At 58.8% G+C, this 19,458-nt stretch carries 19 protein-coding genes; 7 read left to right on the top strand and 12 right to left on the bottom strand.

Features of this window, described 5'->3' with window-relative positions; all coding sequences use genetic code 11:
* Positions 1 to 93: 93 nt before the first annotated feature.
* The 6 genes from msrQ to D7241_RS15755 form a co-directional block, all read right to left on the bottom strand.
* Positions 94 to 732, bottom strand: coding sequence for a protein-methionine-sulfoxide reductase heme-binding subunit MsrQ (gene msrQ, locus D7241_RS15780; RefSeq protein ID WP_408102301.1), 639 nt, complete (start codon positions 730 to 732; stop codon positions 94 to 96).
* Positions 732 to 1,742 carry a protein-methionine-sulfoxide reductase catalytic subunit MsrP gene (msrP, locus tag D7241_RS15775; RefSeq protein ID WP_408102300.1) on the bottom strand — a complete coding sequence of 337 codons (1,011 nt, stop codon included), beginning with the start codon at positions 1,740 to 1,742 and terminating at the stop codon, positions 732 to 734. Before msrP ends, msrQ begins: the two co-directional genes overlap by 1 nt.
* 63 nt (positions 1,743 to 1,805) lie before the next feature.
* Positions 1,806 to 2,633, bottom strand: coding sequence for a CDP-diacylglycerol--serine O-phosphatidyltransferase (gene pssA / locus D7241_RS15770; protein WP_408102299.1), 828 nt, complete (start codon positions 2,631 to 2,633; stop codon positions 1,806 to 1,808).
* Between the two features lie 149 nt (positions 2,634 to 2,782).
* On the bottom strand, positions 2,783 to 3,799 hold the full coding sequence (gene ilvC, locus D7241_RS15765) for a ketol-acid reductoisomerase (RefSeq protein ID WP_408102298.1): 1,017 nt from the start codon (positions 3,797 to 3,799) through the stop codon (positions 2,783 to 2,785).
* A 46-nt stretch (positions 3,800 to 3,845) separates the two neighbouring features.
* Positions 3,846 to 4,337, bottom strand: a complete 492-nt coding sequence (gene ilvN, locus D7241_RS15760; RefSeq protein ID WP_256049824.1) for an acetolactate synthase small subunit — start codon at positions 4,335 to 4,337, stop codon at positions 3,846 to 3,848.
* A gap of 2 nt (positions 4,338 to 4,339) precedes the next feature.
* Positions 4,340 to 6,064: an acetolactate synthase 3 large subunit gene (locus tag D7241_RS15755; protein ID WP_408102297.1), complete on the bottom strand. Its 1,725-nt coding sequence runs from the start codon at positions 6,062 to 6,064 to the stop codon at positions 4,340 to 4,342.
* Positions 6,065 to 6,461: 397 nt separating this feature from the next.
* Between D7241_RS15755 and D7241_RS15750 the strand changes: the two genes are divergently transcribed.
* Entirely contained in the window at positions 6,462 to 6,896 is a 435-nt protein-coding gene (locus D7241_RS15750; protein ID WP_408102296.1) for a DUF4124 domain-containing protein, read from the top strand.
* Positions 6,897 to 6,937: 41 nt separating this feature from the next.
* Here D7241_RS15750 and D7241_RS15745 read toward each other — a convergent pair whose 3' ends face one another.
* From D7241_RS15745 to mrcB, 3 genes are read right to left on the bottom strand one after another with little or no spacing between them, the layout of a single operon-like run.
* Entirely contained in the window at positions 6,938 to 7,270 is a 333-nt protein-coding gene (locus tag D7241_RS15745) for a YqcC family protein (RefSeq protein WP_408102295.1), read from the bottom strand.
* Positions 7,270 to 7,971, bottom strand: a complete 702-nt coding sequence (locus D7241_RS15740) for a tetratricopeptide repeat protein (protein WP_408102294.1) — start codon at positions 7,969 to 7,971, stop codon at positions 7,270 to 7,272. Before D7241_RS15740 ends, D7241_RS15745 begins: the two co-directional genes overlap by 1 nt.
* Positions 7,972 to 8,028: 57 nt before the next feature.
* Positions 8,029 to 10,341: a penicillin-binding protein 1B gene (gene mrcB, locus D7241_RS15735; protein ID WP_408102293.1), complete on the bottom strand. Its 2,313-nt coding sequence runs from the start codon at positions 10,339 to 10,341 to the stop codon at positions 8,029 to 8,031.
* Between the two features lie 156 nt (positions 10,342 to 10,497).
* Here mrcB and D7241_RS15730 point away from each other — a divergent pair, with 156 nt between their 5' ends.
* The 4 genes from D7241_RS15730 (at position 10,498) to D7241_RS15715 (ending at position 14,156) form a co-directional block, all read left to right on the top strand.
* A complete protein-coding gene (locus D7241_RS15730) occupies positions 10,498 to 12,060 on the top strand; it encodes an AAA family ATPase (protein WP_408102292.1) in 1,563 nt (520 codons plus the stop codon).
* Between the two features lie 157 nt (positions 12,061 to 12,217).
* Entirely contained in the window at positions 12,218 to 12,970 is a 753-nt protein-coding gene (locus D7241_RS15725; protein ID WP_408102291.1) for a class I SAM-dependent methyltransferase, read from the top strand.
* A gap of 9 nt (positions 12,971 to 12,979) precedes the next feature.
* Positions 12,980 to 13,252, top strand: a complete 273-nt coding sequence (locus tag D7241_RS15720; protein WP_408102290.1) for a TfoX/Sxy family protein — start codon at positions 12,980 to 12,982, stop codon at positions 13,250 to 13,252.
* Between the two features lie 106 nt (positions 13,253 to 13,358).
* Positions 13,359 to 14,156 carry a cyclic nucleotide-binding domain-containing protein gene (locus D7241_RS15715; RefSeq protein ID WP_408102289.1) on the top strand — a complete coding sequence of 266 codons (798 nt, stop codon included), beginning with the start codon at positions 13,359 to 13,361 and terminating at the stop codon, positions 14,154 to 14,156.
* A gap of 217 nt (positions 14,157 to 14,373) precedes the next feature.
* Here the strand turns inward: D7241_RS15715 and D7241_RS15710 are convergent, their stop codons facing one another.
* Genes D7241_RS15710 through D7241_RS15700 form a run of 3 tightly spaced genes read right to left on the bottom strand, consistent with a single transcriptional unit; the run spans position 14,374 to position 17,075 of the window.
* Positions 14,374 to 15,264 carry a ChaN family lipoprotein gene (locus D7241_RS15710; RefSeq protein ID WP_408102288.1) on the bottom strand — a complete coding sequence of 297 codons (891 nt, stop codon included), beginning with the start codon at positions 15,262 to 15,264 and terminating at the stop codon, positions 14,374 to 14,376.
* Positions 15,265 to 15,273: 9 nt separating this feature from the next.
* Complete coding sequence (locus D7241_RS15705) at positions 15,274 to 16,041, bottom strand: heme ABC transporter ATP-binding protein (RefSeq protein WP_408102287.1); 768 nt, start codon at positions 16,039 to 16,041, stop codon at positions 15,274 to 15,276.
* The gene (locus D7241_RS15700; RefSeq protein WP_408102340.1) at positions 16,041 to 17,075 is read right to left on the bottom strand and encodes a FecCD family ABC transporter permease; all 1,035 of its coding nucleotides are present in this window, start codon (positions 17,073 to 17,075) and stop codon (positions 16,041 to 16,043) included. Before D7241_RS15700 ends, D7241_RS15705 begins: the two co-directional genes overlap by 1 nt.
* A 134-nt stretch (positions 17,076 to 17,209) precedes the next feature.
* Between D7241_RS15700 and D7241_RS15695 the strand changes: the two genes are divergently transcribed.
* Both D7241_RS15695 and D7241_RS15690 read left to right on the top strand, forming a co-directional pair.
* Complete coding sequence (locus D7241_RS15695) at positions 17,210 to 17,533, top strand: Rieske (2Fe-2S) protein (RefSeq protein WP_408102286.1); 324 nt, start codon at positions 17,210 to 17,212, stop codon at positions 17,531 to 17,533.
* A gap of 71 nt (positions 17,534 to 17,604) precedes the next feature.
* Positions 17,605 to 19,386: a protein-disulfide reductase DsbD gene (locus tag D7241_RS15690; RefSeq protein WP_408102285.1), complete on the top strand. Its 1,782-nt coding sequence runs from the start codon at positions 17,605 to 17,607 to the stop codon at positions 19,384 to 19,386.
* The last annotated feature ends 72 nt before the right edge of the window (positions 19,387 to 19,458 follow it).

Here is a 19,458-nt window from a genome sequence, read left to right as displayed (position 1 = left end):
GCCCTAAATAAAGCTAACCACTTGATTTACAAGAGGTTTAACCAAAGACCTGCGCCGGAGAAGGTGCGCATTATAGGGGCTCAAAACGAGGCGTCAATGGTTGTTTTCAGGATTGCTTCCGATGATCCTTCCACGCTTCGACCTGCCGAACATGCTCAGCCTCTTTTTCATGACCGGCAATCGCGCTAATAGCAGCATGGCGGCAACCGTAGCGTAAGCAGCCCATCGCCCGGCATCCGCTCGGACGACCCATAGCATGTGCAGCAGAACGATAAGAAGCACCGGATAAATAATCCGATGCAGTTTCTTCCAACGCTTGCCCAGCTTGCGCATGCTCCAGCGGGTAGAGGTTGCAGCGAGAGCGAGCAATCCCAGCAATGCTATCGCGCCAACAGCTATATATGGACGATCAACAAGCTCAGCCGTAAAGCCTGTGAAATCGAGCCCGAGCAAGAAATAAAGATAAGCCGCAAGATGCAGCACTGCATAGCCGAAGGACCACAGGCCCAACTGACGACGGAACGCGATCCAGCCCGACCATCCGGTGAGCGTCTGCAAAGGTGTCATTGCGAGCGAGCACAACAGCAGCACCAGAGCACCCTGCCCCAGATTATCTACCAGCACTTTGCCGGGGTCCGGCCCTAGCGCAGCGATCGCCCCCAAGTACAACCAGTAACAAGGCACGCTCGCTATACCGACGAAGAGAAGTAGCCGCCAGCGGGGATACCGCATCAATAATCCTTGCTCAGATCCATTCCGGCATACAGGTGTGAGACCTCATCAGCGTAACCGTTGAACAAAATCGTTTCGCGAACGTTGGGTTTGAACAGACTACCAGGGAGCCTACGCTCCCGCGCCTGCGACCACCGAGGATGAGAGACGTGCGGATTGACGTTGGCATAGAAGCCGTACTCCTGAGGCGCCATGGTTTCCCAAGTCGTAGCCGGCTGATCACGAACGAAACTGATGCGAACGATGGATTTGATACTTTTGAACCCGTATTTCCAAGGAACGACCAGACGAAGAGGCGCGCCATTCTGATTTGGAAGGACGCGCCCATACATACCAACTGCCATCAGACTCAGTGGATGCATCGCCTCGTCCATTCTCAACCCCTCGACATAGGGCCAGTCGATCAAAGAAAAGCCAGCACGCATCCCTGGCATTTGCTCGGGCCGGACCAAGGTCTCGAAGCGCACATACTTCGCATTGGAGGTTGGCTCCAGACGACGAACCAATTCAGCCAAAGGAAAGCCCAGCCACGGAATGACCATTGACCACGCCTCGACACAACGTAAGCGATAAATACGCTCTTCAAGCTGAGTCGGAGAGAACAAATCATCCACTGAGTACCGCCCCGGATTCGCCACCTCTCCATCGACCATGACAGTCCAGGGCTCGGTCACCAGCTTCGGCGCGTGACGGGCAGGGTCGCCCTTATCCGGACCGAACTCGTAGAAGTTGTTGTAATGGGTAGCGTCTCGATAAGGCGTAATGGATTCGCCGTCGGCGGTGACTGCTTCCCAGTGCGCTTGGTCGAGCTTTGCATCGAACCATGCGGGAGCATCGACTGCATCTACCTGCGCATAACGCCCCTCGTCCGCACGCGCCAGTACCGGTAATCCGCTAGCAGCCACTGACAACATCGACCCCTGCAACAATTGCCGGCGATTCAGATATAGCGCTTCGGGAATGACCTCTGATTCGCGGCAATCGCCGCGACGGGGAATTTTTATAAACATGAAGTGCTCCGCTGCCTAAGGCCTGGCTCTCCAATAGACAGCGGATCACTGTAGAAATCAACTTTAGACGCGCTTGCGACGACGCATCAAAAATTGCACGGGGCCCGAAACGGCATAGGCAAGAAAGATCAAAAGTAGAATACGAGGAGGATCGCTGAACACTACGGCGAAAACCAAGACCACCACGAGGATTGCAACGAAGGGCACCCGGCCTTTGAGATCGAGATCCTTGAAGCTGTAGTACTTGATGTTGCTGACCATCAACAAACCTGCCGCCGCTACTAGCAACGCAAACAGCATTACCACCGCAATGGGAAGATCCACGCCTCGAATGCCCGGCTCGTCCAGCGCCCAGACCGCCCACACCGAACCGGCAACCACACCAGCCGCCGCAGGGCTGGCCAGACCGATAAACCAGCGCTTGTCGACTTTACCGATTTGCGTATTGAAACGCGCGAGACGCAACGCAGCACAGGCGACATAAATGAACGCCACGGTCAGCCCTACATTACCCAAGCCGGACAGCGCCCATTCGTATGCCAACACGGCGGGTGCCAGGCCAAAGGCAACCATATCGGACAGCGAATCGTATTCGGCACCGAACGCACTCTGGGTGTTGGTCAGCCGCGCCACTCGTCCGTCGAGGCTATCCAGTACCATCGCCACGAATACCGTGGCGGCAGCGACATAGAAGTTACCGTTGATCGCGGCAATTATGCAGAAGAAGCCAGCAAACAAATTGGCGGTAGTGAAAAGGTTTGGGAGCAGGTAAATGCCACGATGGCGAACTTTTCGACCGTCGGAATCCTGGATTTCTTCGACGTGCTCGTCGATAGGCAGAAGACTTTCCGGCTCGACTGGCTTGCTCGGCTCTTCGGGGTGCTCACTCATGTAAATTCACCTTACAACAGGTTTGAACAATTTCGACAGATCCTGGCACAGCGGGTTCATCTGGCCGCCAGCATCGGTTTATATCAGATGCCCGCAGGCATAACGAAAGAACGCGGCCTAGGCCGCGTTCTTTTCAAACAGAACCAGTATCAGTTCTTACTCTTGTCGACAATCTTGTTAGCAGCGATCCAAGGCATCATGGAGCGCAGCTTTTCACCAACTACTTCGATGCCATGGGCAGCGTTGTTGCGGCGATAGGCTGTCATCGACGGATAGTTGGCTGCGCCTTCGGTGATGAACATCTTCGCGTACTCGCCGTCCTGGATACGCTTCAGCGCATTGCGCATCGCAGCACGGGACTCGGCGTTGATGACTTCCGGACCGGTGACGTACTCGCCGTATTCGGCGTTATTGGAAATCGAGTAGTTCATGTTGGCGATACCGCCCTCGAACATCAGGTCGACGATCAGCTTTAGTTCGTGCAGACATTCGAAATAAGCCATTTCCGGCGCGTAGCCGGCTTCGACCAAAGTTTCGAAACCAGCTTTGACCAGCTCGACGCAACCACCACATAGAACGGCCTGTTCGCCGAACAGGTCGGTTTCGGTTTCGTCCTTGAAAGTGGTTTCGATGATGCCGGTGCGGCCGCCACCAACACCCGAGGCGTAGGACAGGGCAACGTTCTTGGCATTACCGGACGCATCCTGATAAATCGCGATCAGATCGGGGATACCACCGCCTTTGACGAACTCGGAGCGCACGGTGTGACCTGGCGCTTTTGGCGCGATCATTATCACGTCCAGATCAGCACGGGGCACGACCTGGTTGTAATGGATCGAGAAACCATGAGCAAAGGCCAGCGTGGCGCCCTTTTTCAGGTTCGGCTCGATCTCGTCACGGTATAGACGGCCCTGGAATTCGTCAGGGGTAAGGATCATTACCACATCGGCCGCAGCAACTGCCGCTGCGACATTGTCAACTTTAAGACCATGGGCCTCGGCTTTGGCAACGGACGGGGAGCCAGCGCGCAGGCCGACAGTCACGTCGACACCGGAATCTTTCAGGTTGCAGGCATGCGCATGGCCCTGAGAGCCGTATCCAATGATCGCGACCTTCTTGCTCTGGATGATGGAAAGATCACAATCTTTGTCGTAGAAAACTTTCATGGAATTACCCCTGTTACTGGCCGTTCGGGCCATTCGATAAATCGTGTTAGATGCTCAGCACTTTGTCGCCACGGGAAATCCCGGTGACGCCGCTGCGCACGACTTCCAGAATCGATGTAGTGCCGATGGCCTGGATGAAACTGTCCAGCTTGTCGGTCGTACCGGCCAACTGGATGGTGTAGACGTTTGAAGTCACGTCGACGATCTGCCCACGGAAGATGTCAGTGGTGCGCTTGACCTCGGCACGCTGCGCGCCGGTAGCCTTCACCTTGATGAGCATCAGCTCGCGCTCAATGTGCGCACTCTCAGACAGATCCACCAGCTTGACCACTTCGATCAGCTTGTTGAGATTCTTGGTGATCTGCTCGATCACCTCCTCGTGGCCCGCGGTGGTCAAGGTCAGTCGCGACAGGGTCGGATCTTCAGTCGGCGCAACGGTGAGACTCTCGATGTTGTAGTTGCGCTGCGAGAACAGGCCCACCACGCGGGACAACGCACCTGGTTCGTTTTCCATTAGCAGAGAGATGATGTGTCTCATGATCAGGTCCGCTCCGTCTTGCTGAGCCACATGTCACGCATGGCGCCATCTTTGATCTGCATTGGATAAACGTGCTCGCTGGTATCAACAGCGATATCGAGAAACACGAGCCGGTCCTTCATGGCGAAGGCCTTTTCCAACTTCGGCTTGAGATCCTTCAAGTCGGTGATGCGCATACCTACATGCCCGTAGGCTTCGACCAGCTTGACGAAATCCGGCAGCGATTCCATATAAGAGTGCGAGTAGCGGCTGCTGTACATCATGTCCTGCCACTGGCGAACCATGCCCAGTGCACCATTGTTGAGATTGATGATTTTCACCGGCAGGTCGTACTGCAGGCAGGTCGACAGCTCCTGAATATTCATCTGGATGCTGCCTTCGCCGGTGACACAGGCAACGTCAGCCTCAGGGAAGTTCAGCTTGGCACCCATAGCTGCCGGGAAGCCGAAGCCCATGGTGCCGAGACCGCCAGAATTGAGCCAGCGATTGGGCTTGTCGAACCTGTAATACTGAGACGCGAACATTTGATGCTGACCAACATCAGAAGCCACATAAGCGTCGCCCTTGGTCACTTCGCACAACGCTTCGATAACCGCCTGCGGTTTGATAATCGTACCGTCACCCTTGTCATACGGGAACAGGCCGCGATTACCACGCCACTCCTCAATCTGCTTCCACCAGCTTGCAACCGTCTCGGCATTCGGCATTTGGCCGATTTCCTTGACAATGGCAACCATCTCGGTAAGTACGCTGTCCACCGGACCGACGATCGGGATGTCAGCTTTGATGGTCTTGGAGATCGATGCTGGATCGATGTCGATATGAATGATTTTGGCGTTCGGGCAGAACTTAGTCGCGCCATTAATGACGCGATCGTCGAAGCGCGCGCCCACGGCCAAGATCACATCGGAATGATGCATCGCCAGATTGGCTGTATAGCTGCCGTGCATGCCGAGCATGCCGACGAACTGACGATCGCTGCCCGGATAGCAACCAAGCCCCATCAGTGTATTGGTAACGGGCAGATTGAGCATTTTCGCGAGTTCGGTCAGTTGCGGCGAAGCACCACCCATGATCACGCCGCCACCGGCGTAAATGATCGGCCGCTTGGCTGCCAATAGCAGTTCCGCAGCCTTGCGGATCTGACCGGAATGCCCCCGCACGGCCGGGCTGTAGGAGCGCAGCTTGGCCTTTTTCGGATAGATATATTCAAATTTTTCGGCGGGATTGGTCATATCCTTCGGGATATCGACGACAACCGGGCCGGGACGACCGGACTGAGCCAGGTAGAACGCCTTCTTCATCACTTCGGGGATTTCCGAAGGATGCTTGATCATGAAGCTGTGCTTCACGATGGGCCGGGAGATACCAATCATGTCGGTTTCCTGGAAGGCGTCGGTGCCGACCATGGTGCTCGGCACCTGGCCGGAGATCACCACCATCGGAATCGAGTCCATATAGGCGGTGGCAATGCCGGTGATAGCGTTGGTGGCGCCAGGGCCGGATGTCACCAACACGACACCGGCCTTGCCGGTGGCGCGAGCGTAACCGTCAGCCATGTGAGTAGCGGCTTGTTCGTGACGCACAAGGATGTGCGTGACTTCCTTTTCCTTAAACAGTGCATCGTAGATGTGCAGCAAGGCGCCACCCGGATACCCGTAGATGTACTTAACGCCCTCGTCGCGCATGAAGCGGACGACCATTTCAGCGCCGGATAAAAGTTCCACGTTGTTCACCTCTAAACGCCAGATAGCCGCTCCGCGTCGGACCGGCCAGAAATAGGTTTACTGCCAGGCAGCGCATGAGCGACGGTGGTCGCCGACTACGTCAGCTGCTGATTAGCAAGTATTAGGAAACCCCAAGTGTTGCGGGGCGTTCCTCCCAGCGCGAGGTAACGCGTTGCGGGTGTTACAGTCGGCGCGGGTGTGCACCTCATGATTGCCTACTAAAAGGCGCGCTTGCGACGGCCCTTCAGAACAGCAAGCATGGAATTGTTCGGATTAGGCCCAGTCAAGTCAAGTCTGCTGTTGCCCTTCAACTGTTTTCAGCTGTGATCCAGCGCAGAATGAAGGCTCACGGCTTTTGCGTATAGTACCGGCTGGCTCTACCACAGAAGGGATTAGCATGCGTTTGACGATTCTCGCGGGCGGACTGTTGCTTGTTGCATTGAGCAGCGGCGTCATGGCCAGCCAGGTTTATAAATGGGTGGATGCACAGGGGGTAACCCACTTCGGTGCACAACCACCGGAGGGTCAATCCTCCGAAGTACTCAACACCGCCACGCCACCGCCCAAGCCTAGCGCGGCAGAGCCGGTCGAGCCCGCGCCAGCGGGCGTATCCGAACAGCGCAGCATTAATCGCCAGGTCAAGAAGCAGGTGGCCGAACAGGAAGCAGAACGCCAGCGCTACTGCACAACGCTACGAACCAATTTGGCGCAACTGCAGAACAATCCACGGGTGCGCGTGGAAGAAGAAGGAGAGATGCGGCGCCTGAACGAAGAAGAGCGCCAAACTCGTATCGGCGAAACCAAACAGAAAATCGCCGACACGTGTGATTGATGTATATCGGGCACCACATCAGTCTCGCGGACTGACGCGCATCAAGCCTCGCCGCGGCTGATCAGCACATCAAACCTTTCCAGCGCCTTGAGCAGGCCAGCCACTTGCTGCGGCCGGTCCCGATAGACCATTTCCGCCATCGCCAGAATCCCCGAAACGGTCGGCAGCGCCTCACCGCGTTCGAGGATGGTCTTCATTCTCGGCAGGAATAGCCACTGCAGCCATTGATCGAACGACAACGTATCGACGCAAAACGGCTCCTGGCTGACCAAAGCCTGCGCATCCGGCGGCGACGCTGCCCACACGCCGAGCACACGCAGCTCTTGTTCTATCAGCAGCAACTGTTCAGCCAGTTCCGGGATGCGTTGATCCATCACATCGCAACCTTTGCCCGCTCACGAGCCTGCGCGGCACCCGCGGCGTTACCCTGACGCTCACGCGCCTGAGCGATCAATTCCCACAGACTGGCCTGCAGCGCCGGGCGATCGTTGGCGTAACTCAACCCCCGCCGAGACAACTGCTCGGCCTGTACTGCATCCCCCTGAGCAAGGCGCACCTGAGCCAGACGGTACAGCACCTGCGGCTCGCGCGGCGCAATACGCTGAGCACGCTCGAGGCTGGACGCTGCACCATTCAGATCACCACCGCCCTGTTGCTGCTGAGCCGTGGTCAGTAGCGCCAGCACCGGTCCGTCAAGCCGCTCGTCAGCAGACAACGTTCCACTATTGGAAGGGATACCATTGGGCACCGGCTGGCGCGGCGTCGGGCCTGGGGCCGGTTGCACCGGCGGGGTCCATTGTCCAGGCGCATCGGAAACCGGGCTCGAAGAACCGGAGAAGGTGATATCCGGCGCAGCGAACGTTTGCAAAGGTTCGGAGTTCTGCTGCGGCACCATGACCATTACGCCGGAGTCCGCGGGCGCAGAGCGCGTCGTCGGCGCGGGCGAGTTGCCGACGCGAGAAGGTTGCCGCGCCGACACTTCTTCGGAAACCGGAGCTCCCGAATCGACGACGGGTATTGCGCCCCGCTTGACCGTTGCGCAGCCCTGCACCACCGTCGCGGCCGCCAGAATCATAATCCATCGCTTGCTCAATATTCGAACCTCTTGAAATGCCGTTCAACTGGTAAACGCTTATGGCAACCAGCCACGAACCCAGTCCATGACCGACTCAGCCGGAGCCCGAATGCCGCAACCAGGACCCACTGCGGGCTCGCTGCCGCGAATATAAGGAATCTGCACAGCGTCAGGGCAATTCTCCAGCGTACCCTGCCCCGTCTGCGCATCCACCCACACCATCTCAACATTGTCCGGCATTGGCGACTGCAGCGGCAGCGGATCGGCACGCCGCATGAAGTCTGCCCAGACCTGCAATGCTCCGGTGGCCCCGGTCAGCGAAGTTTTGCCATTGTCGTCACGGCCTAGCCAGACCACAGCCAGTAAGTCCTGACTGAACCCGGCGAACCAGCTATCGCGCGAATCATTGGTAGTGCCCGTCTTGCCCGCCAATGCCAACGACTTTGGCACGTAATTGTAGGCCGAGCGTCCTGTGCCCTCTAGCATGGTGCGCTGCATGGCGTACTGAGTCAGATAGATAGCACCAGCATCGAAACGCTGTTGGATCTTGAATGGATAACGGCTGAGCGGCTCGCCGTCGGCAGCGACGACGCTGCGAATGGCTCGAAGCGGTGTATTGAAACCACCGTTGGCGAGTGTCTGGTACATGCCCGCCACCTCGATAGGCCGCAACCCGCCAGCACCCAACAGCATCGAGGGATAAGCTGGCCACTCTGGTGAAACACCCAACCGCTCAAGCGTTTTCAGCACGTGTGGCACACCCAAATCGAGGCCGAGGCGAGCCGTGGACAGATTGTAGGAATGAGCCAATGCCTGATAGAGATACACAGTGCCGTGAGCGGTACGCCCATAGTTTTGCGGCTTCCATACTTGCCCATCGGCACCTTTGACCGAAAACGGTTCGTCCTCCAAGAGACTGGTCAGGGTGTACTGGCTGGGCTTCTCCAAAGCGGCGAGGTAGATAGCCGGCTTGATCAGAGAGCCAATGGGCCGGGACGCATCCAGAGCACGATTGAATCCCGCGAACCCTGGTTGACGGCCGCCGAGCATCGCTTGAATCTCGCCGGTCTCGGGGTTGGTGACCAGCATCGCCCCTTCGACTTTCTCCGCAGCCTTGCCGAGGCGCTTCAGCGTCTCGCTCATCGCCTTCTCGGCTTTCACCTGCAAAATCGGATCGAAACTGGTAAAGACCCGTAGGCCCTCCTCCGTCAGGTCTTCCTCGCGGTAATCCTCACGCAACTGACGTTTGACCAGATCCAGGAACGCCGGATAGGAGCTATCGGCAAGACTACCCCGCTGTGTAACGCCAAGCGGTGTCTTCCGCGCTGCCGCGGCTTCCTCAGGGCTCAGAACCTGTTGCTCAGCTAACAGATCGAGAACAAGATTGCGACGTTCCAGTGCCCGTTCCGGATGGCGCCGAGGGTTGTAGTAAGTCGGTCCCTTTACCATGCCAACCAGCAGCGCAACATGCTGAACCTTTAACTCGGCTAGCGGCCGACCAAAGAAATACTGGCTGGCCAGGCCGAAACCATGAATGGCTCTGCGGCCGTCCTGACCGAGAAATACCTCGTTGAGGTAGGCCTCGAGAATTTCCTGCTTGTCGTAATGCAGCTCCAACAGCACCGCCATCATCGCCTCAAGGGCCTTTCGGCTAAGGCTGCGCTCGTTGGTCAAGTAGAAGTTTTTGACCAACTGCTGGGTCAGCGTGCTACCACCTTGGCGAACCTCGCCTGCGGTCAGGTTCACCCAGACGGCACGAGCGATGGACTTGGGCGACACGCCAAAATGATCGAAGAACTCCCGATCTTCAACGGCGACCAAGGTTTCCGCAAGGTACGGTGGCGCCTGGTCGAGCTTGATGAGAATACGATCTTCGTTATGCGCCGGATAAAGCCCGCCGATCGTTAGTGGTTCGAGACGCGCAACCGGAAGCTCGCCACCATTGGCGCGCGCTAGGCCAGCAACGAAGTCGCCAGAGAACCGCACCCTGATGCGCTGCGACTCTTCAGCACCCTCATAGAAGCGGAATCCGCGCGTATGAATTTCCACGGCATTGCCAGCCACCGAAATGCTGCCGGGACCACTTACCGTATTTTCGCGGCGATAGCCCAACGCATCGAGCTCGGTCAGGAAATCATTCTTTGCGAGCTTCTGCCCGACGAACAATTCGAGCGGCCGGGCATAGACCGTTGCCGGGATAGTCCAGCGTTTGCCGGAGAACTTCTCCTGCACCACGGCATCGAGGTAAACGGCGACACCTGCGAGTATCACCAGAGCCACAATAGATAGTTTGATAACCCAGCCCAGCCAGGGGCGGGAGCCACCGGAGCGGCGTTTCGAACGGGAACGAGGAGAGCGTGCTTTAGTCATGGCGGCGCATTATACGCACTTTGATTTGCCCGCAAGACCGCCTCTTGGCGGTTTGCAGGCCCATCACAGAACGACATAATGAGGCGGTCTCAGACTGTGTGAACTGTATCCCGATGTGCTCACACGCCCATTCAAAAAACTCTACAAGGAATGACTGTGAGCCAAGCATTGGTCGCCGCGCTGCAGAACCCGGCCCTTTATCCCCACCCGGTCGAGGGTTTCAAGGTCATCGAAACCCATATTTCCTGGGTAATTCTCACCGGCACTTACGCCTATAAAATGAAGAAGTCTGTGGACTTCGGCTTTCTCAATTTCACCGATCTGGCGGCTCGCAAGCATTTCTGCGAGGAAGAGCTACGCCTGAATCAACGCATGGCACCTGACCTGTACCTGCAAGTACTACCGATCACTGGCAGCGCCGACGCACCCATGATCGACGGTAGCGGTGAGCCGATCGAGTACGTGCTGCAAATGCGCGAGTTCCCACAGTCACAGCTGATGGCCGAAGTGCAAGCTCGCGGCGAACTGACCGACGCCCATATCGACGCGCTCGCCGAGCAAATCGCGCAGTTTCACCTAAGCGTTCCCCAAGTGCCTGCAGGGCATGCGCTGAACAGCGCTGAAGCAATCGTCGCACCGATGCGGCAGAACTTCGAACAGATCCGTCCTCTACTGACAGAGCAGGCCGATCTGCAACAACTCGATGCGCTGTCCGACTGGACCGAAACGAGCATTGCCCGCTTGCAGCCACTGCTGGAGCAGCGTTCCCGGCACGGCTTTATTCGTGAATGTCACGGTGATCTGCACCTGGGCAACGCCACGATCATTGAAGACAAAGTGGTGCTGTTCGATTGCATCGAGTTCAACGAACCCTTCCGTCTGATCGATATCGCCTGCGACGCAGCATTCCTCGCGATGGATCTGGAAGATCGAGGACTGAAATGCCAGGCGCGGCGCTTTATCAACGGCTGGCTGGAACGCACCGGCGATTACGCCGCACTCGAACTGCTCAATCTGTACAAAGCCTATCGCGCGCTGGTTCGCGCCAAGGTCAACCTGTTCCGGCTTTATCAGGAGCAGGACGCCGTTCAGCGTCGGGTCATCCTGCGCCAGTACCGCAGTTACGCCAATCTGGCCGAAAGTTACAGTGCGATTCCGTCTCGCTTTCTGGCCATTACCCATGGCGTCTCGGCGGTGGGCAAAAGCCAAGTCGCGCTACGCCTGGTCGAGGCGCTGGGCGCGCTCAGGCTGCGTTCGGATGTCGAGCGCAAGCGGCTGTACGGGGAGCAGCCGCAAGCACAATCCAGCGAGATGGATGCTGGCATCTACAGTGCCGAAGCTGGCGAAGCCACCTATAAGCGACTGCATTCGCTAGCCGAGACGGCACTGAATGCGGGCTTCTCGGTGGTGATCGATGCTACCTATCTCAAGCAACAGCACCGCCAAACGGCCTGGCAGGCCGCAGAATCCACCGGAGTGCCGTTCGTGATTATCGATTGCGAGGCTCCCGACGCGGTCATCGAACAATGGCTCGCGCAACGACAGGCCGAAGGCAACGACCCATCCGATGCGACCATGGAGGTAGTCAAAGCGCAGCAGGCGGCACGCGAGCCGTTGACCGAGAGCGAGCAACTGCTCAGCCGACGGGTCGATACGCCCGATGCTGGCAGCCTCGACAATCTGGTCAGCGCGATTCGCCTGCGCCTTCCTGGCATCTAAAGATTCGAGAGCTGGCGGCGTTGCGCTGGATGCGACAACATTGATCAAGCACCGCTGCGGGCAGAAGCCGGCGGTGCTTCTATACTTGCGCAGGTCTGCCTGCGGAAATTGACCATGCCCCACTGCGTTCTGCTATTGCTGCCACCGGATCGCCACTATGGGTGATAGCGTCCAGCTTTTCTCGATCCGTTCGGAAGATTACGCCCAGTTCCGGCCAACTTACCCGGACAGTCTGTTCCGCTGGCTTGCTGAGCAATGCGCACAACCCCGCTGCGCTCTCGACATCGCCGCCGGTAGCGGCCAGGCGACTCTTCCTCTACTGGCCCACTTCGATACCGTGCTTGCCTGCGATGCCAGTCCTGATCAGTTGATCAGCGGCAGGACCTGGCAATCGGCACAGCGTTTCGCTGCTCGGGCAGAGCAGCTGCCCCTGCGCGATGGCTTGGCTGATCTGATTGTGGTTGCCCAGGCGCTGCACTGGTTCGCTACTCCAGCGTTCTTTTCAGAAGCGACTCGAGCGCTCAACCCGAATGGTCTGTTCTGCGCGTGGTGCTACAGCCTGCTTCGTATCGACCCTGCGGTGGATGCCGTCATTGCCCGCCTACATGGCGAAACGCTGCGCGGCTACTGGCCGCAAGGACGTGCCAGCGTCGATGCCGGCTATCGCGACATTCAGGTGCCCTTCGAAACCATCGAACCGCCGGATTTTGCCATCGAGGCGCTCTGGAACCTGCCCCAGTTGCTTGGCTACTTGCGCACCTGGTCGGCAGTGAGGCAATGGCAGCAAGCCCACGGCAAAGATCCGGTGACCCAGCTAGAACCCGAGCTTGCAAGCCTGTGGGGCGATCCGGATCGACAACGCAGGGTTCGCTGGCCGCTTCACTTCCTCGCCGGTTATCCGGGCCGATAGGAGCCACTCATGCACGACGAGCTGCTGACCTTGAAGAACCTGGGCAAGACATCTGCGCAATGGCTGCACGCGTCAGGCATCCACACCGCCGATGATCTGCGCCGGCTCGGTTCGGTCAGCGCCTACCAGGCGGTCAAATCACGAGGATTCAATGCATCCCGAGTATTGCTGTACGCCATTGAAGGAGCTCTGCGTGACACGAACTGGAAAGAACTGCCAGATACCCTCAAGAGCGAGCTGAACCAGCATTTGAATAGTTGTCACCACGGCAACAAGAGCTAGCTCACAACCTCTACGTGGCGAGATTTACTCCTTAGCACCTGCGGCCTTATTGTCAGCGCGCGCATCGCTCAACCTTTGCAAGCTCGCAGGCTCAAGGACTACCGTCATGTATCTACTCGGGGAACAACCGGCCTACGCCGATCGACTGATCAATCGCCTGCAAGGGATCCCCGCCCAGCTATTGGAAGGCCTCGCACCCTCCGGCTCTGCTATTGAAGTCAAGTGTTCCGATGATTTGAGCAGCGAGCTGCCTGAACAGCAGTTGTTCGTCATCGAGAGCGGGCTGCTGCATGCGCTGGTGGACGAGCGGCCACTGTTCTACATGCAGGAAGGAGACATCCTGGGTCTCCGCCAAGGCATCGAGTTGCCGGTCTGTCGTTATCGAAGTGAAGAGTCGATTCGCCTGATTCCCTACTCGCGCAGTGCGGTATTCCAACATATTCACGCCGATCAACGCCGACAGGAACTCTTTACCCAATATCTGATTGGCCAGACGGCCCTGCTGTCCGATGCCCTCGCCCGGCTGCAGCAACCCGAGATCCATCCGACGACGGGTTTTCAGCATTTCGCGGCCGGCGAAGAACTGATCCATCAGGGCGACGATGCAGATAACGTTTTCATCATCATCGAAGGGCACGCCGAAGCGATTGTCGACGGGCAAAAGGTCGGCGACGTGCAACGCGATGAAATTTTCGGCGCGATGGCTGTATTCACCCGCGAAAAACGCAGCGCAACCGTCGTCGCCACCGCGGCCTGTACCGTCATGGTGATACCCAAGGATCAATTTCTCAGCTTGATGCAGAGCAATCCGAAAATTGCCCACAGCCTGATAGAAAGCATGGCCAGACGCATCGATCTGCTCAACAAGGAAGTTACCCAGTTGCGGCTGCCGATCTCCGCTTGAAGGCTCACTAGAGGCCTTTCTAGTCTGATAGTTATTCTCAAATCAATTGTTGACTATGAAATGAGAATTGTTATTATTAGCACCACTGGTCGCGAGGCCAGTTGGTAAGCTGAAAGACCAGGCAGTCGGACTTTCAGATTATCTCCTCATCAGGCTAATCACGGTTTTGACCCGGCTCTTGCCGGGTCTTTTTTTGCCTGACAAAAATGCACTCGCCTTAATTCTGGTTTCTGAGCTTTTCGGGAAATGCATTACAAAGGTCTTGTCGCGCCTGGGCCGGAGTAAACCAGACGAAATCGGCTTGTTTCGCCTCCACCGTTTCCCCGGTCTCGGCAAGCATCAATACACGTACGTCGGCGGCTCCGCCATTTCCTAGATGCAAAGGCACCCCGAGGTCACGCCTTACGTGAAAGGCACCAGCCAACAACATTGCAGGCTTCGGCGCCACCTCTAATTGCTGAGCCATTCGGCGGTCGCGTTGCTGCTGCACTGCAAGCATTGCCGGTAGTTGCGCCTCGGGCAGCAGGCCGCAGTGAGAAACCCGGATCTGCGCCAGCAGAGTGTCTTGTACCTTCGCCGTAGCGGCCGCACCGGTAAGCAGCGGCTCGCTGCGGTAGATGCTGGATATTTCCGCATGATCAAGGTTCGCCTGCAGTAGTGGATAAGGCTGTGCCAGAGCGTACTCGACTAGCGGCGCGTACAGCTCCCATTTCCAACCGCTCTGCCATCCCAACGCCGCTGGCAGGTCCGCTGGCCGCCGCCCTCGCGCAATAAACTCCTGTACGCTCGCAACCCTCTCCTGCTGATCGGGGTTGAGCATTTCCAACAAAACGCTGCCCTGCTCGCGCCGCTGTGCCAGCGCTTGAAGTAGCCAGCGCTGCAGGGCGTGATGGTCAGGATTGTCATGACGTTCACCAACCAGAACTCGATCGGCATCGGCCAGTTCGTTCAATAGCTGTTGCGGCGAAAGCCGCTCGCCGCTGCGCAGATCAACGATCTGGCCCAGATCCGGATGATCGAGGCCTTCGGGGCTCTGCCAAGCCGGCAGGGATGGCATCGATTGGCACGCGGTGAGCAGGATCACGGCGACGGGCAAGAAAAATCGCATCTGCACCCCTCAACGGGCAATGACAAGTGGATGACCACGCTCCGGGTGCTGCTGTATCAGCACCTCGAGACCGAATACGGACTTCAGCGGCTCAGCACGCAGCACTTGGTCCGGAGCACCACATAACCGGGCGCGCCCATCGGCGAGCAGCAACAGGCGATCACAATAACGCGCGGCGAGATTCAGATCGTGCAGGATCACCAGCGCCGCGCCGCCCTGCTCGGCAAAGCGCCGTACCGACTGCAGAATGCTATGTTGGTGCGCTGGGTCGAGCATGGCGGTGGGTTCGTCGAGCAGTAGCACCTGCCCGGATCCACCCGGCCAAAGTTGCGCGAGAACGCGCGCTAAGTGCACACGTTGTTGCTCGCCGCCGGACAGCGTCAGGTAGTTACGTCGGGCCAGATGTTGGACGTCCGCGGCGTGCAATGCGGCCGCGATGATCTGGTCATCGAACTCGCGGCCGCTGGCATGGGGCAATCGACCGAGGCCGACTACGTCCTCCACCAAGAACCCGAAGCTCAGACTCGAGCTCTGCGGCAGCACCGCCAAGCAGCGCGCCCGCTCTGGGCCATCCCAGGCGTGCAGCGGCTTTTGATGCAGCAGTACCTGTCCGGTACCGACCGCCAGCTCGCCACTCAGAGCGCCGAGCAAGGTGCTTTTGCCAGCACCGTTGGGGCCCAGCACGCCTAAGACTTCGCCAGCCGCCAATTGGAGGTCAATATCGTGGAGTACCGTCGCGGCACCGCGGCGTACCGAAATCCCCTGGGCCTGGAGCATCAGCGTCGCCCTCGCAGCAACAGGTATAGAAAGAAGGGTGCGCCCAGCAAAGCGGTAACGATACCGATCGGCAGCTCGGCGGGCGCCAGCATAAGCCGCGCCAGCACGTCAGCCAGCAGTAGCAGACTACCGCCCGCTATCGCCGAAGCTGGCAGCAGTAAGCGGTGGTCGGGTCCGACCACCAGACGCATTAGATGCGGGACCACCAGCCCGACGAAGCCGATCATGCCGGCTGCGGCCACTGCCGCGCCGACACCCATTGCCGTGCAGAACACCAGTTCGCGCTTGAGCCGCTCGACGTCGACCCCCAAATGACGCGCCTCAGACTCTCCAAGCAACAGCGCATTCAGCGCTTGGGCTCGCCGCGGCAACCAGAAGGCGACTGCCACCGTCACCAGCAGGAGCGGCCAGAGCCGTGCATAGCTGGCACCGTTGAGGCTGCCCAGATTCCAGAAGGTCAGGGCTCGCAGTGTGGTGTCATCGGCAAGATAGGTAAAAAGCCCGATCGCCGCGCCAGCCAGGGCGGTCAGCGCGATGCCAGCGAGCAGCATCGTGGCGACGTGAGTGCGACCATCGCGACGCCCGAGGCGATACACCAATGCGGTGACGCCGAGACCGCCGATGAAAGCGCTAAGCGACAGCAGATAGGGCTCCAATAACGTCGGGATACCGCCTGCCAGCTCACCGCCGACAATGGTCACGGCGGCGCCCAGCGCGGCACCACTGGACACTCCGATCAAGCCCGGGTCCGCCAGTGGATTGCGAAACAGCCCTTGCATGGCGACACCGGACAACGCGAGCACCGCGCCGACGGCCATCCCGAGCAAAGCACGCGGCAAACGTATCTGCCCGAGAATGAGCTCGGCCTGCCCGACTTTTTCACCAGGCGGAATGCCAAGCAGACGAAGCATGGCTTGCAGAGTGTCGTCGAGCGACAGGCTGACCGGCCCCAACGCGAGCGAAAGCCAGAAGGCAACCAGCCACAACAGGCCCAGCGAAAGGAACAAGGGGCGTGCAGATAGCACAGAGCTCATCAATAGCGTCGCCAGTTGGAAGTCGACGCGAAGAATAAAAGCCATCCCATAGGTCTGCCAGCACTAATCCGAACAGAGCCCTGCGCTAAATGGAATTGCCTAAGCGATAATCCCGGTTCCACCGTGGAGGTAACATGATCCGATTGTGCGCCGCGAGCGAAGTCGCGGAAGGCAATAGCAAAGGCCTGGAGATAAAGGGTCAACGTCTGCTTGTCGTGCGCAAGGACGGCGCCCTGTATGGCTACGAAAATAGCTGTCCGCACCGCGGAACTCCGCTGGAATGGCAGCCTGACCAGTTTCTCGACAGCAGTGGCAGCCTCATCCAGTGCGCCATACACGGTGCGCTGTTTCTCATCGATAGCGGTGAATGCGTGGCAGGCCCCTGCACCGGCCAGGCGCTGCGCGCGCTAACCATTGTCGAACGCGACGGCACAATCTGGTTACAGAACACGCGCTAGTGCGACGTTGCGCCCGGGCGGCGATTCATCACCTTGGGTATCATGCCGCCATTGTTACCTGTGAGATGACTATGCGCCGTTTGCTGAGTCTGCTGATCCTGCTGTTCGCCCTGCCCGCCGCCGCCGGCCTGTTCGATAGTCGTCCCAGCGCCACCCTGGGCGGGCTGAACAACAGCGCAGACTTTCTCCCGGTGCGCGAGGCGTTCCGCCTGAGTCTTATCGACACGACACCCGAGCAGATCAAACTGCGCTTCGTCGCCGCGGAAGGCTATTACCTCTATCGGCACCGATTCCAGTTCAAGGCCAGCGACGCGGGCGTGGTCATCGGCGAAGCAAGCCTACCTGCAGGCAAGCAGAAGACGGACGATTATTTCGGCGAGGTCGAGGTGTATTACGGTGTGCTCGACATTGAGCTGCCGGTGCAGAACCCCGACAATCGACCGTTCGTGCTGCAGGTCACTTACCAGGGTTGTGCCGATAAAGGCCTGTGTTATCCGCCGGAAACGGAATCGCTGGATATCGGCGGCACGCCAGCCCCCGCCTCTTCAGATTCCAATACCGCCAGCGCTGACAGCGATAGCGGTGCATTATCCTGGCGATCGGTGGCGCTGTTCTTCCTCGCCGGGCTGGGTCTGACCTTCACACCTTGCGTGCTACCGATGCTGCCGATCCTCTCCGGCGTGGTACTGCGTGGGCAGACAGGCGGCATGCGTAGCTTTCTTTTGTCGCTCGCCTACGTCCTGCCGATGGCCGGCGGCTTCGCCCTGCTGGGCGCGCTGATGGGCGTGTTCGGTGCCGAGCTGAATTTGCAGGCACGTCTGCAATCACCCTGGGTTCTGGTGCCCTTCGCATTGTTCTTCGTGGCTTTTGCCCTGGCCATGTTCGGCCTCTTCGAGTTGCGCTTGCCGCAGGCATTGCACAGTCGTCTCGACCACCTGGCGGGGAATGCCAAGGGCGGTTCGTTCATGGGCGCCGCATTATTGGGCGCCGTATCCAGCCTGCTGGTCTCGCCTTGCGTATCCGCGCCGCTGGCCGGCGCGCTCCTCTACATCAGCGCCAGCGGCGATGCGCTCGGTGGCGGCCTGAAGCTTTTCGCTCTGGGTCTTGGCATGGGCGCTCCGCTGATCCTGTTTGCCACGGGCGGCGGCGCGCTATTACCCAAGAGCGGACCCTGGATGGTCGCTGTACGCAATGTCTTCGGCGTGCTCTTGCTCGCGGTTGCGGTATGGATGCTCGAACGCGTGCTGCCAGGATCGCTGGCGCTGGCGCTGTGGGGCTTGCTGGCGGCTGGCACGGCGTTGTTTCTCGGAGCGCTCGAATCTACCCAGAAGACGTCGAGGCAGAAGCTCGCGCAATTGATTGGCCTGGCACTGCTGGTCTACGCACTGGCAGCGTGGATCGGCGCGCTGCAGGGCGGCTCCGACCCTCTGCGCCCGCTGCCACGCTCGACGTTCGTTGCGGCAGGAGGCGCCGCCAGCGAGGTCGCGGGCTGGCATACGGTTTCCACACCAACGGAACTCGACGCCCAGCTCGCCGCGGCCCGCGCGGCGGGACAGCCATTGATGCTCGACTGGTATGCCGATTGGTGCATCAGCTGCAAGGTGATCGAGCGTGAAGTGTTCGCCGACCCGGCGATCGCGCCACGCCTCGCCGACTATCGCTTGATTCGCTTCGATATCACCGACAGCAACCCGGAACAACGCGCGCTACTCGACCAGTACAAACTTTTCGGTCCGCCCGCGATTTTGTTCTTCGATCGCACCGGCCGGGAAATGGCAGACGTACGCGTCGTCGGTGAAATCGACGCGAGCCAGTTCGCTGAACGGCTGAACCGCGCCAAAGCCTATCTTTAGACAGGTTCCTTGCCGCAATCTCCAGACATAATGCGGCCATTTACGCCGATCAAGACATGACTGGACAGTCAG

The sequence above is a fragment of the Stutzerimonas sp. VN223-3 genome, from assembly GCF_045999685.1.
Taxonomy (GTDB): domain Bacteria; phylum Pseudomonadota; class Gammaproteobacteria; order Pseudomonadales; family Pseudomonadaceae; genus Stutzerimonas; species Stutzerimonas stutzeri_AR.
Note: the sequence above shows the minus strand (reverse complement) of the source record. Positions and strands in the feature narration are given on the sequence as shown.

Excerpts from the sequence above, each read along its gene's own strand:
- msrQ (WP_408102301.1), bottom strand. The coding sequence starts at position 732 with ATGCGGTATCCCCGCTGGCGGCTACTTCTCTTCGTCGGTATAGCGAGC.
- msrP (WP_408102300.1), bottom strand. The coding sequence starts at position 1,742 with ATGTTTATAAAAATTCCCCGTCGCGGCGATTGCCGCGAATCAGAGGTC.
- pssA (WP_408102299.1), bottom strand. The coding sequence starts at position 2,633 with ATGAGTGAGCACCCCGAAGAGCCGAGCAAGCCAGTCGAGCCGGAAAGT.
- ilvC (WP_408102298.1), bottom strand. The coding sequence starts at position 3,799 with ATGAAAGTTTTCTACGACAAAGATTGTGATCTTTCCATCATCCAGAGC.
- ilvN (WP_256049824.1), bottom strand. The coding sequence starts at position 4,337 with ATGAGACACATCATCTCTCTGCTAATGGAAAACGAACCAGGTGCGTTG.
- D7241_RS15750 (WP_408102296.1), top strand. The coding sequence starts at position 6,462 with ATGCGTTTGACGATTCTCGCGGGCGGACTGTTGCTTGTTGCATTGAGC.
- D7241_RS15745 (WP_408102295.1), bottom strand. The coding sequence starts at position 7,270 with ATGGATCAACGCATCCCGGAACTGGCTGAACAGTTGCTGCTGATAGAA.
- D7241_RS15740 (WP_408102294.1), bottom strand. The coding sequence starts at position 7,971 with ATGATTCTGGCGGCCGCGACGGTGGTGCAGGGCTGCGCAACGGTCAAG.
- mrcB (WP_408102293.1), bottom strand. The coding sequence starts at position 10,341 with ATGACTAAAGCACGCTCTCCTCGTTCCCGTTCGAAACGCCGCTCCGGT.
- D7241_RS15725 (WP_408102291.1), top strand. The coding sequence starts at position 12,218 with ATGGGTGATAGCGTCCAGCTTTTCTCGATCCGTTCGGAAGATTACGCC.
- D7241_RS15720 (WP_408102290.1), top strand. The coding sequence starts at position 12,980 with ATGCACGACGAGCTGCTGACCTTGAAGAACCTGGGCAAGACATCTGCG.
- D7241_RS15715 (WP_408102289.1), top strand. The coding sequence starts at position 13,359 with ATGTATCTACTCGGGGAACAACCGGCCTACGCCGATCGACTGATCAAT.
- D7241_RS15710 (WP_408102288.1), bottom strand. The coding sequence starts at position 15,264 with ATGCGATTTTTCTTGCCCGTCGCCGTGATCCTGCTCACCGCGTGCCAA.
- D7241_RS15705 (WP_408102287.1), bottom strand. The coding sequence starts at position 16,041 with ATGCTCCAGGCCCAGGGGATTTCGGTACGCCGCGGTGCCGCGACGGTA.
- D7241_RS15700 (WP_408102340.1), bottom strand. The coding sequence starts at position 17,075 with ATGAGCTCTGTGCTATCTGCACGCCCCTTGTTCCTTTCGCTGGGCCTG.
- D7241_RS15695 (WP_408102286.1), top strand. The coding sequence starts at position 17,210 with ATGATCCGATTGTGCGCCGCGAGCGAAGTCGCGGAAGGCAATAGCAAA.
- D7241_RS15690 (WP_408102285.1), top strand. The coding sequence starts at position 17,605 with ATGCGCCGTTTGCTGAGTCTGCTGATCCTGCTGTTCGCCCTGCCCGCC.